Origin of the sequence: Streptomyces panaciradicis, from assembly GCF_023516615.1 — a bacterium.
GTDB lineage: Bacteria > Actinomycetota > Actinomycetes > Streptomycetales > Streptomycetaceae > Streptomyces > Streptomyces panaciradicis.
Genome location: NZ_JAMGBF010000137.1, coordinates 20,436 through 35,304 on the forward strand (window position 1 = coordinate 20,436; position 14,869 = coordinate 35,304).

The 14,869-nt window shown below is 71.2% G+C and carries 15 protein-coding genes; 8 read left to right on the forward strand and 7 right to left on the reverse strand.

Annotated features, from left to right (window positions below):
- The first annotated feature begins 178 nt into the window (after positions 1 to 178).
- The 5 genes from acs to M8J74_RS34650 all read left to right on the forward strand — a co-directional run bounded on the left by acs (position 179) and on the right by M8J74_RS34650 (position 5,535).
- Positions 179 to 2,134, forward strand: coding sequence for an acetate--CoA ligase (gene acs, locus M8J74_RS34630; protein WP_249840232.1), 1,956 nt, complete (start codon positions 179 to 181; stop codon positions 2,132 to 2,134).
- A 148-nt stretch (positions 2,135 to 2,282) separates the two neighbouring features.
- Positions 2,283 to 3,719, forward strand: a complete 1,437-nt coding sequence (gene nhaA, locus M8J74_RS34635) for a Na+/H+ antiporter NhaA (RefSeq protein ID WP_249840233.1) — start codon at positions 2,283 to 2,285, stop codon at positions 3,717 to 3,719.
- A gap of 61 nt (positions 3,720 to 3,780) precedes the next feature.
- A complete protein-coding gene (locus tag M8J74_RS34640; protein ID WP_249840234.1) occupies positions 3,781 to 4,275 on the forward strand; it encodes a phage holin family protein in 495 nt (164 codons plus the stop codon).
- Positions 4,272 to 5,225 carry an alpha/beta fold hydrolase gene (locus M8J74_RS34645; RefSeq protein ID WP_249840235.1) on the forward strand — a complete coding sequence of 318 codons (954 nt, stop codon included), beginning with the start codon at positions 4,272 to 4,274 and terminating at the stop codon, positions 5,223 to 5,225. The genes M8J74_RS34640 and M8J74_RS34645 overlap by 4 nt, the downstream gene beginning before the upstream one ends.
- Before the next feature lie 127 nt (positions 5,226 to 5,352).
- Complete coding sequence (locus M8J74_RS34650) at positions 5,353 to 5,535, forward strand: hypothetical protein (RefSeq protein WP_249840236.1); 183 nt, start codon at positions 5,353 to 5,355, stop codon at positions 5,533 to 5,535.
- Positions 5,536 to 5,569: 34 nt separating this feature from the next.
- Here M8J74_RS34650 and M8J74_RS34655 read toward each other — a convergent pair whose 3' ends face one another.
- From M8J74_RS34655 to nth, 3 genes are all read right to left on the reverse strand, one after another.
- The gene (locus tag M8J74_RS34655) at positions 5,570 to 6,769 is read right to left on the reverse strand and encodes a MarP family serine protease (protein WP_249840244.1); all 1,200 of its coding nucleotides are present in this window, start codon (positions 6,767 to 6,769) and stop codon (positions 5,570 to 5,572) included.
- Positions 6,770 to 6,782: 13 nt separating this feature from the next.
- The gene (locus M8J74_RS34660) at positions 6,783 to 7,478 is read right to left on the reverse strand and encodes an NUDIX hydrolase (protein ID WP_058928268.1); all 696 of its coding nucleotides are present in this window, start codon (positions 7,476 to 7,478) and stop codon (positions 6,783 to 6,785) included.
- 76 nt (positions 7,479 to 7,554) lie between these two features.
- Positions 7,555 to 8,550 carry an endonuclease III gene (nth, locus tag M8J74_RS34665; RefSeq protein WP_249840237.1) on the reverse strand — a complete coding sequence of 332 codons (996 nt, stop codon included), beginning with the start codon at positions 8,548 to 8,550 and terminating at the stop codon, positions 7,555 to 7,557.
- 411 nt (positions 8,551 to 8,961) lie between these two features.
- On the opposite strand from nth, the gene M8J74_RS34670 reads away from it, so the two are divergent.
- Complete coding sequence (locus M8J74_RS34670) at positions 8,962 to 9,636, forward strand: Crp/Fnr family transcriptional regulator (protein WP_058924095.1); 675 nt, start codon at positions 8,962 to 8,964, stop codon at positions 9,634 to 9,636.
- A gap of 216 nt (positions 9,637 to 9,852) precedes the next feature.
- On the opposite strand, the gene M8J74_RS34675 is transcribed toward M8J74_RS34670, so the two are convergent.
- The 4 genes from M8J74_RS34675 to sp36 all read right to left on the reverse strand — a co-directional run bounded on the left by M8J74_RS34675 (position 9,853) and on the right by sp36 (position 12,324).
- Positions 9,853 to 10,683 carry an MBL fold metallo-hydrolase gene (locus M8J74_RS34675; protein ID WP_249840238.1) on the reverse strand — a complete coding sequence of 277 codons (831 nt, stop codon included), beginning with the start codon at positions 10,681 to 10,683 and terminating at the stop codon, positions 9,853 to 9,855.
- Between the two features lie 2 nt (positions 10,684 to 10,685).
- Positions 10,686 to 11,561, reverse strand: a complete 876-nt coding sequence (locus tag M8J74_RS34680; protein ID WP_249840239.1) for an NUDIX hydrolase — start codon at positions 11,559 to 11,561, stop codon at positions 10,686 to 10,688.
- A gap of 140 nt (positions 11,562 to 11,701) precedes the next feature.
- The gene (locus M8J74_RS34685; protein ID WP_249840240.1) at positions 11,702 to 12,166 is read right to left on the reverse strand and encodes a RidA family protein; all 465 of its coding nucleotides are present in this window, start codon (positions 12,164 to 12,166) and stop codon (positions 11,702 to 11,704) included.
- The gene (gene sp36 / locus M8J74_RS34690) at positions 12,166 to 12,324 is read right to left on the reverse strand and encodes a Sp36 family protein (protein WP_003991873.1); all 159 of its coding nucleotides are present in this window, start codon (positions 12,322 to 12,324) and stop codon (positions 12,166 to 12,168) included. The genes M8J74_RS34685 and sp36 overlap by 1 nt, the downstream gene beginning before the upstream one ends.
- Positions 12,325 to 12,419: 95 nt before the next feature.
- Here sp36 and bagA point away from each other — a divergent pair, with 95 nt between their 5' ends.
- Entirely contained in the window at positions 12,420 to 13,397 is a 978-nt protein-coding gene (gene bagA / locus M8J74_RS34695; protein ID WP_249840241.1) for an ATPase BagA, read from the forward strand.
- A 58-nt stretch (positions 13,398 to 13,455) separates the two neighbouring features.
- On the forward strand, positions 13,456 to 14,802 hold the full coding sequence (gene bagB / locus M8J74_RS34700; protein ID WP_249840242.1) for an ATPase BagB: 1,347 nt from the start codon (positions 13,456 to 13,458) through the stop codon (positions 14,800 to 14,802).
- The last annotated feature ends 67 nt before the right edge of the window (positions 14,803 to 14,869 follow it).

A 14,869-nucleotide genomic window follows, 5' to 3' on the forward strand; every position in this document is an offset into this window, starting at 1 on the left:
AACCCCGCCCGGCCGGCCTCCGTGGGTACGAATGACCCCAGGCCACAGCGACCGAGCCGACCCGACCAGCCCCCATGACAGGTCTAAACCAATTTTCGGGCGACCCTTGTCATCGGCCCCTCGGGTCTGATGAGCTGTGGCCTGGGACACAACGGACACCCTGGGAAAGGCAGATGCCGTGAGCAACGAGAGCCTGGCCAACCTGCTCAAGGAAGAGCGCAGGTTCGAGCCCCCCGCCGACCTGGCAGCCAACGCCAACGTCACGGCGGAGGCGTACGAACAGGCCAAGGCTGACAGGCTCGGCTTCTGGGCCGAGCAGGCCCGCCGGCTGGCCTGGGCCAAGGAGCCGACCGAGACGCTGGACTGGTCGAACCCGCCGTTCGCCAAGTGGTTCAAGGACGGCGCGCTCAACGTCGCCTACAACTGCGTCGACCGCCATGTCGAGGCCGGCAACGGCGACCGGGTCGCGATCCACTTCGAGGGGGAGCCCGGCGACGGCCGCGCCATCACCTACGCCGAGCTCAAGGACGAGGTGAGCAAGGCCGCCAACGCCCTGCTGGAGCTGGGTGTCCAGGCAGGCGACCGGGTCGCGATCTACATGCCGATGATCCCCGAGACGGCGGTCGCGATGCTGGCGTGCGCCAGGATCGGCGCCGCGCACTCCGTGGTGTTCGGCGGCTTCTCCGCCGACGCCCTCGCCACCCGCATCCAGGACGCCGACGCGCGCGTGGTCATCACCTCCGACGGCGGCTACCGGCGCGGCAAGCCGTCGGCGCTGAAGCCGGCCGTGGACGAGGCGGTCGGCAAGGCCGGCAACGTCGAGCACGTGCTCGTGGTCCGCCGCACCGGGCAGGAGGTCGCCTGGAGCGAGGGCCGGGACGTGTGGTGGCACGAGATCGTCGACCGCCAGTCGGCCGAGCACACCCCGGAGCCCTTCGACGCCGAGCACCCGCTGTTCATCCTGTACACGTCCGGTACGACGGGTAAGCCCAAGGGCATCCTGCACACCTCCGGCGGCTACCTCACCCAGACGGCGTACACCCACCACGCCGTCTTCGACCTCAAGCCGGAGACGGACGTGTACTGGTGCACGGCCGACGTCGGCTGGGTCACCGGCCACTCCTACATCGTCTACGGGCCGCTCGCCAACGGCGCCACCCAGGTCATGTACGAGGGCACCCCGGACACCCCGCACCAGGGGCGCTTCTGGGAGATCGTGCAGAAGTACGGCGTGACGATCCTGTACACGGCGCCGACCGCGATCCGCACGTTCATGAAGTGGGGCGACGACATCCCCGCCAAGTTCGACCTGTCCAGCCTGCGGGTCCTGGGGTCCGTCGGTGAGCCGATCAACCCCGAGGCCTGGATCTGGTACCGGAAGAACATCGGCGCGGACCGCACGCCGGTCGTGGACACCTGGTGGCAGACCGAGACCGGCGCGATGATGATCTCGCCGCTGCCGGGTGTCACCGCCGCCAAGCCCGGCTCCGCGCAGACCCCGCTGCCCGGCATCTGCGCCACCGTCGTCGACGACGAGGCGAACGAGGTGCCGAACGGCGGCGGCGGTTACCTGGTGCTGACCGAGCCGTGGCCGTCGATGCTGCGCACCATCTGGGGCGACGACCAGCGCTTCATCGACACCTACTGGTCCCGCTTCGAGGGCAAGTACTTCGCCGGCGACGGCGCGAAGAAGGACGACGACGGCGACATCTGGCTGCTGGGCCGGGTCGACGACGTGATGCTCGTGTCCGGGCACAACATCTCCACCACCGAGGTGGAGTCCGCGCTGGTGTCCCACCCGTCGGTCGCCGAGGCGGCCGTCGTCGGCGCGACGGACGAGACCACCGGCCAGGCGATCGTGGCCTTCGTCATCCTGCGCGGCACCGCCGCCGAGACCGAGGACCTGATCGCCGAGCTGCGCAACCACGTCGGCGCGACGCTCGGCCCGATCGCCAAGCCCAAGCGGATCCTGCCGGTGGCCGAGCTGCCCAAGACCCGCTCCGGAAAGATCATGCGCCGTCTGCTGCGCGATGTCGCCGAGAACCGCCAGCTCGGTGACGTCACCACGCTGACGGACTCCACCGTCATGGACCTCATCCAGTCCAAGCTGCCGGCGGCGGCGAGCGAGGACTGAGGCCCTTCGTCGGCCCGGGGGTGTCCGGCCACAGCGCGCCGGACGCCCCCATTAGGTAAACTAAGCAAAGCAAACGTGATCCTCCAGGTGTGCCGGGAAGTCTGGTCGGCGAAGAGCACTGCCCTGCCCCCAGACCGGAGGTCTCCCCGTGACCGCCCCCCGCAGCAGCACCCCGCGCAAGGTCCTCGGACGCCTCTCCCTGCCCGAGCGGACCTACGTCGCGGACGCGCTGCGTACCGAGACCGTCGGTGGCGTACTGCTGCTCGCGGCCGCGGTCACGGCGCTGATCTGGGCGAACATCCCCGCACTGCACGACAGTTACGAGAGCCTCAGCCACTTCCACTTCGGCCCCGCGGCCCTCGGGCTGCATCTCTCGGTCGCGCACTGGGCCGCGGACGGCCTCCTCGCGGTCTTCTTCTTCGTCGCCGGCATCGAGCTCAAGCGCGAGCTGGTCGCCGGTGACCTGCGCGACCCCAAGGCCGCCGCCCTGCCGGTCGCCGCGGCCCTGTGCGGCATGGCCGTCCCCGCGCTCGTCTACACCCTCACCAACCTCACCGGCAACGGCTCCCTCGGGGGCTGGGCGGTGCCGACCGCCACGGACATCGCCTTCGCGCTCGCCGTGCTCGCCGTCATCGGCACCTCCCTGCCGAGCGCCCTGCGCGCCTTCCTGCTCACCCTCGCCGTCGTCGACGACCTCTTCGCGATCCTGATCATCGCGGTCTTCTTCACCGGCTCCATCGACTTCGCCGCGCTCGGCGGCGCCGTCGTGGGTCTCGCTGTCTTCTGGCTGCTCCTGCGGAAGGGCGTGCGCGGCTGGTACGTGTACGTCCCCCTCGCGCTCGTCATCTGGGGGCTGATGTACAACAGCGGCATCCACGCCACCATCGCGGGCGTCGCCATGGGCCTGATGCTGCGCTGCCACCGCCGCGAGGGCGAGGCGCACTCCCCCGGCGAGCAGGTCGAACACCTGGTGCGCCCCCTGTCGGCGGGCCTCGCCGTCCCCCTGTTCGCGCTGTTCAGCGCGGGTGTCGTGGTCTCGGGCGGGGCGCTGGGCGATGTGTTCACCAAGCCGGAGACGCTCGGCGTGGTGCTCGGGCTCGTGGTCGGCAAGGCGGTCGGGATCTTCGGCGGCACCTGGCTGACGGCACGTTTCACCAGGGCCTCGCTGAGCGAGGACCTCGCGTGGGCGGACGTGGCCGCGGTGGCCACGCTGGCCGGCATCGGCTTCACCGTGTCGCTGCTCATCGGGGAGCTGGCCTTCGACGGCGACGCCGTACTGACCGACGAGGTCAAGGCCGCCGTGCTGACCGGGTCCCTCATCGCGGCGACCCTGGCGACCGTGCTGCTGAAGGTCCGCAACGCCAAGTACCGCAGGCTGTGCGAGGCCGAGGAGCGGGACGACGACGCCGACGGCATCCCGGACGTCTACGAGGAGGACGACCCGGCGTACCACCTGCGAATGGCGGCGATCTACGAGAACAAGGCCGCCGAGCACCGCCGGATCGCGGAGGAGAAGGCCGCCGAGCGACGCGCGGTTGCCCAAGTGCCGGGCGGGGCAGGCGATGAGGACGGCCGTCCGGCATGATCTGACGGGACGGTACAAAAGTTCCGTGGACACAGACGGTAGGCAGAAAAGGGAGATCGCGATGAGCGCACCCGACGGCAGCCCGGTCGGCGCCGAACGCAGCATCGGCCAGCTGTTCGCCTCGGCGACGACCGAAATGTCGGCGCTGGTGCACGACGAGATCGCGCTGGCCAAGGCGCAGCTCAAGCAGGACGTCAAGCGCGGCGCGACGAGCGGCGGCGCGTTCACCGGGGCCGGCGCGGTGCTGGTGTTCTCGCTGCCGATGCTCAACTTCGCGCTGGCGTACGGTATCCGCACCTGGAGCGACTGGAACCTCGCGGTCTGCTTCCTGCTGTCGTTCGCGGCGAACGTGCTGGTCGCGGCCGTGCTCGCGCTCGTCGGCGTGGTCTTCGCCAAGAAGGCGAAGAAGAGCCAGGGCCCGCAGAAGGTCGCCGCGTCCATGAAGGAGACCGCGGGCGTCCTGCAGAAGGCCAAGCCGCACCCGCGGCCGGAGCCCGCGGCGATCGAGGACCGCGCCCCCGCGGCCATCGAGGCTGTGGCACGCTCGTCCTCATGACGGATCCCGCCACACCATCGGCGCAACCCACCTCGGTCGTACGGCCGGACGCCCTCCCCGACGGGACGAAGGTGACGCATCGCGACGTCGCCGCCAACGGCGCCCGCTTCCACATCGCCGAGGCCGGAGACGGCCCGCTGGTGCTGCTGCTGCACGGCTTCCCGCAGTTCTGGTGGACCTGGCGGCACCAGCTGACCGCGCTGGCCGACGCGGGCTTCCGGGCCGTCGCCATGGACCTGCGGGGCGTCGGCGGCAGCGACCGCACCCCGCGCGGGTACGACCCGACGAACCTCGTCCTCGACATCACCGGCGTCGTCCGCTCCCTCGGGGAGCCGGACGCCGCGCTGGTCGGCCACGACCTGGGCGGATACCTGGCGTGGACGGCCGCGGTGATGCGCCCGAAGCTGGTACGGCGGCTCGCCGTCACCTCCATGCCGCACCCCCGGCGCTGGCGCTCGGCGATGCTCACCGACGTCAAGCAGACGCGCGCCGGGTCCTACATCTGGGGGTTCCAGCGCCCCTGGCTCCCCGAGCGGCAGCTCACCGCCGACGACGGGGCACAGGTGGCCGAGCTGCTCCGGGAGTGGTCCGGCCCCCACCAGCCGGACGAGGAGACCCTCGACACCTACCGGCGCGCGATGTGCATCCCGTCCACGGCCCACTGCTCGGTGGAGCCGTACCGCTGGATGGTGCGCTCCCTGGCCCGGCCGGACGGCATCCAGTTCAACCGCCGGATGAAGCGGCCGCTGCGGGTGCCGACCCTGCATCTGCACGGCTCACTCGACCCGGTGATGCGCACGCGCAGCGCGGCCGGCTCCGGCGAGTACGTCGAAGCGCCCTACCGCTGGCGGCTGTTCGACGGGCTCGGGCACTTCCCGCACGAGGAGGATCCCGCCGCCTTCTCGACCGAACTGATCAACTGGCTCAAGGATCCCGAGCCCGATCGGTGACCGTTCCCTCGCGCCCGGTATCCGGACCTGAACACCTGTCCTACGAACAGCCAATTGCCTGGCGCATAGGCCAATTGGGGGCCGTGGGGGCGGTTATCGACCTTGGGGCGGGGGCAGACGTCCGGGTATGGGCTGGACGCACGACTACAGTGACGCAGTTCGCAATCGCCGCTCGGCCATCGGCCTGAGCACCCACCAGCGAGGAGGCACCCCGCAGATGCAGGGTACGGACCTCCGGGTGGGCATTCCGCGCATCCTGCGCCGCCGGGCCCGCTGGGTCTCGGTACGCCTGCGTCACCCGCGCGGCTGACGCCCCTTCCTTCAAGCGGGTTCCCGTACGACGTCTACAGCGCGCAACTGTCGCTGTCGACCTGCTGGTTCGCGCTGCGCCCCTGGGTGATGTCCGGCTGGATCTCGTCCGCGGTGAGCGCGTAGCCGGTGTCGGCGTCGTCGAGGGACTTGGCGAACACCACGCCGTACACCTCCCCCTGGGGGGTGAGCAGCGGTCCGCCGGAGTTGCCCTGGCGGACGGTCGCGTACAGCGAGTACACGTCCCGGCGCACGGTGCCGCGGTGGTAGATGTCCGGGCCGTTGGCCGGGATGCGTCCCCGCACGCGTGCGGCGCGGACGTCGTACGAGCCGTTCTCGGGGAAGCCCGCGATGATCGCGCCGTCGCCGCTCCTGGCGTCGGCGGCCGAGAACTTCAGGGCGGGCGCCTTGAGGCCGGGCACGTCCAGTACGGCGATGTCGCGGTGCCAGTCGTAGAGGACGACCGTGGCGTCGTACTTCCGGCCCTCGCCGCCTATCTGGACGGTGGGCTCGTCGACGCCGCCGACCACGTGCGCGTTGGTCATGACGCGGCGGTCGCCGAAGACGAAGCCGGAGCCCTCCAGGACCTTGCCGCAGCTCGTGGCGGTGCCCATGACCTTGACGATGGACTTCTTCGCGCGCGTGGCCACGGAGCTGTTGGCCAGGGCCGGGTCGGGGGGCCGGACGTCGGTGATCGGCTCGTTCGAGAACGGGCTGAAGACCTGCGGGAAGCCGTTCTGCGCGAGGACCGAGGAGAAGTCGGCGAACCAGGTGTCGGCCTGGGTCGGCAGCGCCCGGGAGACCCCGAGGAGCACCTTGGAGCTGCGCACCTCCTTGCCGAGCGTCGGCAGGGTCGTGCCGGCCAGGGCGGAGCCGATCAGCCAGGCCACCAGGAGCATCGCGACGACGTTGACGAGGGCGCCGCCGGTGGCGTCCAGGGCGCGGGCCGGGGACCAGGTGATGTACCGGCGCAGCTTGTTGCCGAGGTGGGTGGTGAGTGCCTGGCCGACCGAGGCGCAGACGATCACGACGACGACCGCGACCACGGCGGCGGTGGTGCTCACCTCGGCGTTGTCGGTCATCGCGTCCCAGATGACGGGCAGTGTGTAGACCGCGACGAGACCGCCGCCCAGGAAGCCGATCACCGACAGGATGCCGACGACGAAGCCCTGGCGATAGCCGACGATCGCGAACCACACGGCGGCGACCAGCAACAGGATGTCCAGCACATTCACGGTGGACACCCTGTCATGACCGCCAGTCGAGCGGGACCTGCTTCTCCCGGTCCCAGGGGCGCTCCCAGCCGGAGTAGTGCAGCAGACGGTCGATGATCCCGGCCGTGAAGCCCCATACGAGGGCCGATTCGACCAGGAATGCCGGACCTCGGTGCCCGCTGGGGTGCACCGTGGTGGCACGGTTGTCCGGGTCCGTGAGATCCGCCACGGGGACGGTGAAGACCCTCGCCGTCTCGTTCGGATCGACCGCGGCGACCGGGCTCGGCTCGCGCCACCACCCCATCACCGGGGTCACCACGAAACCGCTGACCGGGATGTACAGCTTCGGCAGCACGCCGAAGAGCTGCACGCCGGACGGGTCGAGCCCGGTCTCCTCCTCGGCCTCGCGCAGAGCGGCCCGCAGGGGCCCGTCGGCGTGCGGGTCGCCGTCCTCGGGGTCGAGGGCGCCGCCGGGGAAGGAGGGCTGTCCCGCGTGCGACCTGAGGGACCCCGCCCGCTCCATGAGCAGCAGCTCCGGACCGCGCTCGCCCTCACCGAACAGCACGAGCACTGCCGACTGCCGGCCCGCCCCGTCCTCGGGCGGCAGGAAGCGGCTCAGCTGCAGCGGCTGCACCGTCTCCACCGCCCGCACCACCGGGCCGAGCCAGTCGGGCAGGCCCTCCTTGCTGAGTGTCACCGGCCCGCCCTGCGTGTCGCTCGCTCGTGTCATCGCCACCCCCGTCGTCCTGCCCGTTCCAACGCCCGGCAGGCCCTTGATCGTTCCTCGCGCCGGTGTGTCCGGTCCGTCATGCGGCGCCCAGCGGCGGAGCCGCCCTGCCGCCGGCGTCCAGGTAGGCCTGCGGCGGGTTGAGACGCTGGCCCGGGAAGCCGCCCTTCTCGTACTTCAGGAGCTTCTTCGCCTTCTCGGGGTCGGTCTCCCCCTCGCCGTAGGCCGGGCAGAGCGGGGCGATGGGGCAGGCGCCGCAGGCGGGCTTGCGAGCGTGGCAGATGCGGCGGCCGTGCCAGATGACGTGGTGCGAGAGGTCCGTCCAGTCGCTCTTCGGGAAGAGCGCCCCCACGGCGGCCTCGATCTTGTCCGGGTCGGTCTCCGCGGTCCACTGCCAGCGCCGCACCAGCCGCTGGAAGTGCGTGTCCACGGTGATGCCGGGGCGGCCGAAGGCGTTGCCGAGCACGACGAAGGCGGTCTTGCGGCCGACGCCGGGCAGTTTGACGAGGTCCTCCAACTTGCCGGGGACCTCACCGCCGAACTGCTCCACCAGCGCCTTCGACAGCCCTATCACCGACTTGGTCTTGGCCCGGAAGAACCCGGTGGGGCGCAGGATCTCCTCGACCTCCTCAGGGTTGGCGGCGGCCAAATCCTCGGGGGTGGGGTACTTGGCGAAGAGCGCCGGGGTCGTCTGATTGACCCTCAGGTCGGTCGTCTGGGCGGACAGGACCGTGGCGACGACGAGCTGGAAGGGGTTCTCGAAGTCCAACTCCGGGTGGGCGTACGGGTAGACCTCGGCGAGTTCGCGGTTGATGCGGCGGGCGCGGCGCACGAGCGCGGTCGGGGACTCGCCCTTGGGCGGCGCCGCGACGGGCTTGGCGGCGGGGGCGCCCTTGACGGCCGCGGCGGCCTTCTTCGGGGCGACGGTGGGCTTTTTGACGGGTGGGGCTTTCCTGACGGGTGCTTTCTTCACGGCGGCGGGCTTCTCGGCGGCGGGCTTCTCGGCGGCGGTCCTGTCCGCGGTCTTTGCGGTCTTCTCGGCGGCGGTCGGCTTGGCGGCGGCGGTCTTCTTCACGGCCGTCTGGTTCCCCGTCGGCTTTTTCGCAGCCGTCTTCCTCGCGGTCACCTTCTTCGCCACAGCCTTCCCGCCCGCCACATTCCCTGTCTCTTTTGCCGGTTTCCTTCCGCCGCCGGGGTTCTGTTCGCCCACAGCGGAATCACGACGTGCAGCCACCCGCGCAGCCCCCTTGGCCTGTGCTCTCACCGGCGATTTGGACACCCGGCCAGCCTAGAGCCCGGCACTGACATCCGCCCCGGACCCAGAGGATCGGCCCCCAATTGGACCCCTGCCGCTTACCTGGGGACACCAGTGCGGCATCCTTGTGACAGATCACACTGTTTGGACCGTCCGGCAAGATGGGGAACACGGTCCCCTGGTACCAAGGGGGAGCAAGATCCCCTGAGCAGGTCGACAAGGAGATAACTCGTGGACGACGTTCTGCGGCGGAACCCGCTCTTCGCGGCGCTCGACGACGAGCAGGCCGCGGAGCTCCGCGCCTCCATGAGTGAGGTGACCCTCGCGCGCGGCGACTCGCTCTTCCACGAGGGCGACCCCGGTGATCGGCTCTACGTGGTCACCGAGGGCAAGGTCAAGCTGCACCGCACCTCCCCCGACGGCCGCGAGAACATGCTCGCCGTCGTCGGCCCCGGCGAACTGATCGGCGAGCTGTCGCTGTTCGACCCGGGCCCGCGCACCGCCACGGCCACCGCGCTGACCGAGGTCAAGCTGCTGGGCCTCGGCCACGGCGACCTCCAGCCCTGGCTGAACGTCCGCCCGGAGGTGGCCGGCGCCCTGCTGCGCGCCGTCGCGCGGCGGCTGCGCAAGACCAACGACCAGATGTCCGACCTGGTCTTCTCGGACGTCCCCGGCCGGGTCGCCCGCGCCCTGCTGGACCTCTCGCGCCGCTTCGGCGTGCAGTCCGAGGAGGGCATCCACGTCGTGCACGACCTCACCCAGGAGGAGCTGGCCCAGCTGGTCGGCGCGTCCCGGGAGACGGTCAACAAGGCGCTGGCCGACTTCGCGCAGCGGGGGTGGCTCCGTCTGGAGGCGCGTGCGGTGATTCTGCTGGACGTGGAGCGGCTGGCGAAGCGGTCTCGCTGACGCTGGTCCGGGCTGGGCCGAGGTGCTGGGGGCTCCGCCCCCAGGCCCCCGTTCGGCCTGAACGGCCTCGTCCTCAAACGCCGGACGGGCTGTCTTTGCGCGCACGTCCGCCGACGCCGGACGGGCTGTCTTTGCGCGCGCGTCCGCCGACGCCGGAACGGGTGTTTCAGTGCGCCCACGTTCGTAAGCGCCGGAACGGCTGTGTGTGGCCGTCGGCTAGATCAGGCCGTGCTCTTCCAGGTAGTCCATCTGTGCCCGTACCGACAGCTCGGCGGCGGGCCACAGGGAGCGGTCCACGTCGGCGTAGACGTGGGCGACGACCTGGGTGGGGGCGCGGTAGCCGTTCTCGACCGCCGTCTCGACCTGGGCGAGGCGGTGGGCGCGGTGGGCCAGGTAGAACTCCACGGCCCCTTGGGCGTCCTCCAGGACGGGCCCGTGGCCCGGCAGGACGGTGTGGACGCCGTCGTCGACCGTCAGGGAGCGCAGCCGGCGCAGCGAGTCCAGGTAGTCGCCCAGGCGGCCGTCGGGGTGCGCCACGACCGTCGTACCGCGTCCCAGGACGGTGTCGCCGGTCAGGACGGCCCGGTCGGCCGGCAGGTGGAAGCATAGGGAGTCCGAGGTGTGGCCCGGGGTGGGGACGACCCTGAGCTCCAGTCCGCCGACGGCGACCACGTCGCCGGCCGCGAGGCCCTCGTCGCCCAGCCGCAGCGCCGGGTCCAGCGCACGCACGCGCGTGGCGGTCAGCTCGGCGAAGCGGGAGGCGCCCTCCGCGTGGTCGGGGTGGCCATGGGTGAGGAGGGTGAGCGCGATGCGCTTGCCGGCCGCCTCGGCCGTGTCGACGACCGTGCGCAGGTGGCCCTCGTCCAGCGGGCCGGGGTCGACGACGACCGCCAGGTCGGAGTCCGGTTCGGCGAGGATCCAGGTGTTGGTGCCGTCGAGGGTCATCACCGAGGCGTTGGGGGCCAGGACGTTGACGGCCCGGGACGTGGCCGGGCCGCTGACGACCACGCCCCTGGGCCGGCCGGGGAGGGTGCTCGCGTCGGTCATGCTCAGGCTCCACCGGTCGGAAGGTCGGTCGGGATGCGCTTGGTGAACTCGTCGTGCCCGGGCCAGGTCAGCACGATCCGGCCGTCCTCCAGACGGGCCTGTGCCAGTACGGCGGTCATGTCCTGCCCCGGGGCGGCGGCGAGCGCGTCGGCGGCCGTGCCGTACGGGGCGAGCGCGCGCAGGGTGGCGATGGTGGGCGGCATCATCAGCAGCTCGCCCTTGTCGTAGCCCTCGGCCGCGTCCTGGGGCCGGATCCACACCGTGCGGTCGGCCTCCGTGGAGGCGTTGCGGGTGCGCTGGCCGTGCGGGAGGGCGGCGACGAAGAAGAAGGTGTCGTAGCGGCGGGCCTCGAACTCCGGGGTGATCCAGCGCGCCCAGGCGCCGAGCAGGTCCGAGCGCAGCACCAGGCCGCGGCGGTCGAGGAACTCGGCGAAGGAGAAGTCACGGGCGACCAGGGCCGCGCGGTCCGCCTCCCAGTCCTCGCCCGTGGTGTCGCCCACCACGGAGTCGGCGGTCGGCCCGGCGAGCAGGACGCCCGCCTCCTCGTACGTCTCCCGGACGGCCGCGCACACGATGGCCTGGGCCGCCCGCTCGTCGACGCCGAGCCGCTCGGCCCACCACGCGCGCGTGGGGCCCGCCCAGCGCACGTGGTGCTCGTCGTCGCGCGGGTCGACGCCCCCGCCCGGATAGGCGTACGCGCCTCCGGCAAAAGCCATGGAGGCGCGTCTGCGCAGCATGTGCACGACCGGACCGCTGCCGGTGTCCTTCAGGAGCATGACGGTGGCCGCCCGCTTGGGGACCACCGGGGTGAGCGTGCCCTCCGCGAGCGCGCGGATGCGGTCCGGCCAGTCCTGCGGAAACCACTGCCCATTCGCCATGGCCGGAGGCTATCCCGTGGTGCGCGAATGTTCGAGAGGTCCCCGAGGTCAGAGCGGTGGTCACTGGACCAGAGCGGTGGTCACGGGATCAAAGCGGTGGTCACGGGATCAGAGCGGTGGTCACGGGCTTAATGCGGTGGCTACGGGACCAGCTCGACCTGGACCTCGACCTCCACGGGCGCGTCCAGCGGGAGCACCGCCACGCCGACCGCGCTGCGCGCGTGCACGCCCTTGTCGCCGAGGACCTCGCCGAGCAGCTCGCTGGCGCCGTTGATCACGCCGGGCTGGCCGGTGAAGTCCGCCGCCGAGGCGACGAAGCCGACGACCTTCACCACGCGCGCGATGCGGTCCAGGTCACCGGCGACCGACTTCACGGCGGCCAGGGCGTTCAGCGCGCAGGTGCGGGCGAGCTCCTTGGCCTCCTCGGCCGTGACCTCGGCGCCGACCTTGCCGGTGACCGGAAGCTTGCCCTCGACCATCGGGAGCTGGCCGGAGGTGTAGACGTACGCGCCCGACTGGACGGCCGGCTGGTAGGCGGCGAGCGGCGGGACGACCTCCGGCAGCCTGAGACCGAGTTCGGCCAGCCGGGCCTCGACGGCGCCCATCACTGCTTCTCCCGCTTCAGGTAGGCCACCAGCTGCTCGGGGTTGTTCGGCCCGGGCACGACCTGGACGAGCTCCCAGCCGTCCTCGCCCCAGGTGTCCAGAATCTGCTTCGTGGCGTGGACGAGCAGGGGGACGGTTGCGTATTCCCACTTGGTCATGTGGCCGACTCTAGCCGTTGCCCGGCCACCGTCCGCCGTCGCGTTGTCCACAGGCCGCCGCGTGATCCGCACGGCGACTGGTTAGGCTCGAATACGTGAGCAGGCTCCAGGTCGTCAGCGGCAAGGGCGGGACCGGAAAGACCACGGTCGCCGCCGCTCTCGCGCTGGCCCTCGCGACCGAGGGGAAGCGGACGCTTCTCGTCGAGGTCGAGGGGCGCCAGGGCATCGCGCAGCTCTTCGAGACCGAAGCGCTGCCCTACGAGGAGCGGAAGATCGCCGTCGCTCCAGGGGGCGGGGAGGTGTATGCCCTCGCCATCGATCCAGAACTGGCCCTTTTGGACTACCTCCAGATGTTCTACAAACTCGGAGGTGCCGGAAGAGCGTTGAAGAAACTCGGCGCCATCGACTTCGCCACCACCATCGCGCCGGGCCTCAGGGACGTGCTCCTGACCGGCAAGGCCTGCGAGGCCGTGCGCCGGCGGGACAAGAGCGGCCGGTTCGTCTACGACTACATCGTCATGGACGCGCCGCCCACGGGCCGCATCACCCGTTTCCTGAACGTCAACGACGAGGTGGCGGGCCTGGCGAAGATAGGGCCGATACACAATCAGGCGCAGGCCGTGATGCGGGTGCTGAAGTCGGCGGAGACGGCCGTGCACCTGGTGACGCTGCTGGAGGAGATGCCCGTCCAGGAGACCGTGGACGGGATCGCCGAACTGCGCGCCGCGCGGCTCCCGGTGGGCCGGATCGTCGTCAACATGGTGCGGCCCGAGGTGTTGGACGGGGCCGACCTGGAACTCGTACGGAGCGTGCCGCGTTCCACTGTCGCGAAGGCACTGTCGGCGGCGGGGCTGGGCGGCGCGCGCCGCGGCGGGAACGCCGAGAAGCTGGTGGACCCGCTGCTGCGGCAGGCCGAGGAGTACGCCGAGCGGTACACGCTGGAGCACGAGCAGCGCTCGGTGCTCGCCGAGACGGGCCTGCCGCTGCACGAACTGCCGCTGCTCGCCGAGGGCATGGACCTCGCGGGGCTGTACGAGCTGGCCGCCGAGCTGCGCGAGCAGGGCCTGTCATGAGCCGGAGCACGATGCGCGAGCGCACCGGCGGGAGCACGATGCGGAAGCAGGGGATGTCATGAGTCCGGACCCGGCAGGCGCCCAGGAGAGCCCGCGCCAGCACCGCCTCTCCGCCGCGCGCGTCCTCGACGTCGACCCGTTGCTCGACGACCCGGGGACGCGGATCGTGGTGTGCTGCGGCTCGGGCGGGGTGGGCAAGACCACGACGGCCGCCGCGCTCGGGCTCAGGGCCGCCGAACGCGGCCGGAAGGTGGTCGTGCTGACCATCGACCCGGCCCGCCGGCTCGCCCAGTCCATGGGCATCGACTCCCTGGACAACACCCCGCGCCGGGTCAAGGGCGTGGAGGGCGAGGGCGAACTGCACGCCATGATGCTGGACATGAAGCGCACCTTCGACGAGATCGTCGAGGCGCACGCGGACGGCGAGCGGGCGGCCGCGATCCTGTCGAACCCCTTCTACCAGTCGCTCTCCGCGGGCTTCGCCGGCACGCAGGAGTACATGGCGATGGAGAAGCTGGGGCAGTTGCGGGCACGCGACGAGTGGGACCTGATCGTCGTCGACACCCCGCCCTCCCGTTCGGCGCTGGACTTCCTGGACGCCCCGAAGCGGCTCGGGTCCTTCCTGGACGGCAAGCTCATCCGCGTCCTGCTCGCGCCGGCCAAGGTCGGCGGCCGGGCGGGGATGAAGTTCCTGAACGTCGGGATGTCGATGATGACCGGCGCGCTGGGCAAGGTGCTCGGCGGTCAGCTGCTGAAGGACGTCCAGACGTTCGTGGCGGCCATGGACTCGATGTTCGGCGGCTTCCGCACGCGCGCGGACGCCACGTACAAGCTGCTGCAGGCGCCGGGCACGGCGTTCCTGGTGGTGGCGGCCCCCGAGCGGGACGCGCTGCGCGAGGCCGCCTACTTCGTGGAACGGCTGGCGGCCGAGGACATGCCGCTCGCCGGTCTGGTGCTCAACCGGGTCCATGGCAGCGGCGCCGACCGGTTGTCGGCCGAGCGCGCGCTCGCCGCCGCGGAAAATCTTGTGGAGTCCCGCATTGTGGATCAGGACGGCGGGAAAGCTGGACTTCGTAACTCTCCCGACACGTACGGCAGTTCAGAATCTCCCGCATCCGAGCCCGCCGAGTCCGAGGCGTCCGGGGCCAACTCCCCCGGTCCGGACGATGAGGACCAGGGTGTCGACCGTCTCGCCGCGGGCCTGCTGAGGCTGCACGCGGAACGTATGCAACTGCTCTCCCGCGAGCAGCGCACGCGTGACCGCTTCACGGCGCTCCACCCCGAGGTCGCGGTGGCCGAAGTGGCCGCGCTGCCCGGCGATGTGCACGACCTCGTGGGCCTGCGGGACATCGGCGACCGGCTCGCGGCCAACCGGCCGGAGCTGCCCGACTCCGTCGTCGACTGAGCCCCCGTCGTCGACTGAGCCCCCGTCGTCGACTGATGGTCCTCCATCGTCGACTGAGGCGAGGGTG

Excerpts from the sequence above, each read along its gene's own strand:
- M8J74_RS34640 (WP_249840234.1), top strand. The coding sequence starts at position 3,781 with ATGAGCGCACCCGACGGCAGCCCGGTCGGCGCCGAACGCAGCATCGGC.
- M8J74_RS34645 (WP_249840235.1), top strand. The coding sequence starts at position 4,272 with ATGACGGATCCCGCCACACCATCGGCGCAACCCACCTCGGTCGTACGG.
- M8J74_RS34650 (WP_249840236.1), top strand. The coding sequence starts at position 5,353 with ATGGGCTGGACGCACGACTACAGTGACGCAGTTCGCAATCGCCGCTCG.
- M8J74_RS34660 (WP_058928268.1), bottom strand. The coding sequence starts at position 7,478 with ATGACACGAGCGAGCGACACGCAGGGCGGGCCGGTGACACTCAGCAAG.
- M8J74_RS34675 (WP_249840238.1), bottom strand. The coding sequence starts at position 10,683 with ATGACCGACGCGAGCACCCTCCCCGGCCGGCCCAGGGGCGTGGTCGTC.
- M8J74_RS34680 (WP_249840239.1), bottom strand. The coding sequence starts at position 11,561 with ATGGCGAATGGGCAGTGGTTTCCGCAGGACTGGCCGGACCGCATCCGC.
- M8J74_RS34685 (WP_249840240.1), bottom strand. The coding sequence starts at position 12,166 with ATGGGCGCCGTCGAGGCCCGGCTGGCCGAACTCGGTCTCAGGCTGCCG.
- sp36 (WP_003991873.1), bottom strand. The coding sequence starts at position 12,324 with ATGACCAAGTGGGAATACGCAACCGTCCCCCTGCTCGTCCACGCCACG.
- bagB (WP_249840242.1), top strand. The coding sequence starts at position 13,456 with ATGAGTCCGGACCCGGCAGGCGCCCAGGAGAGCCCGCGCCAGCACCGC.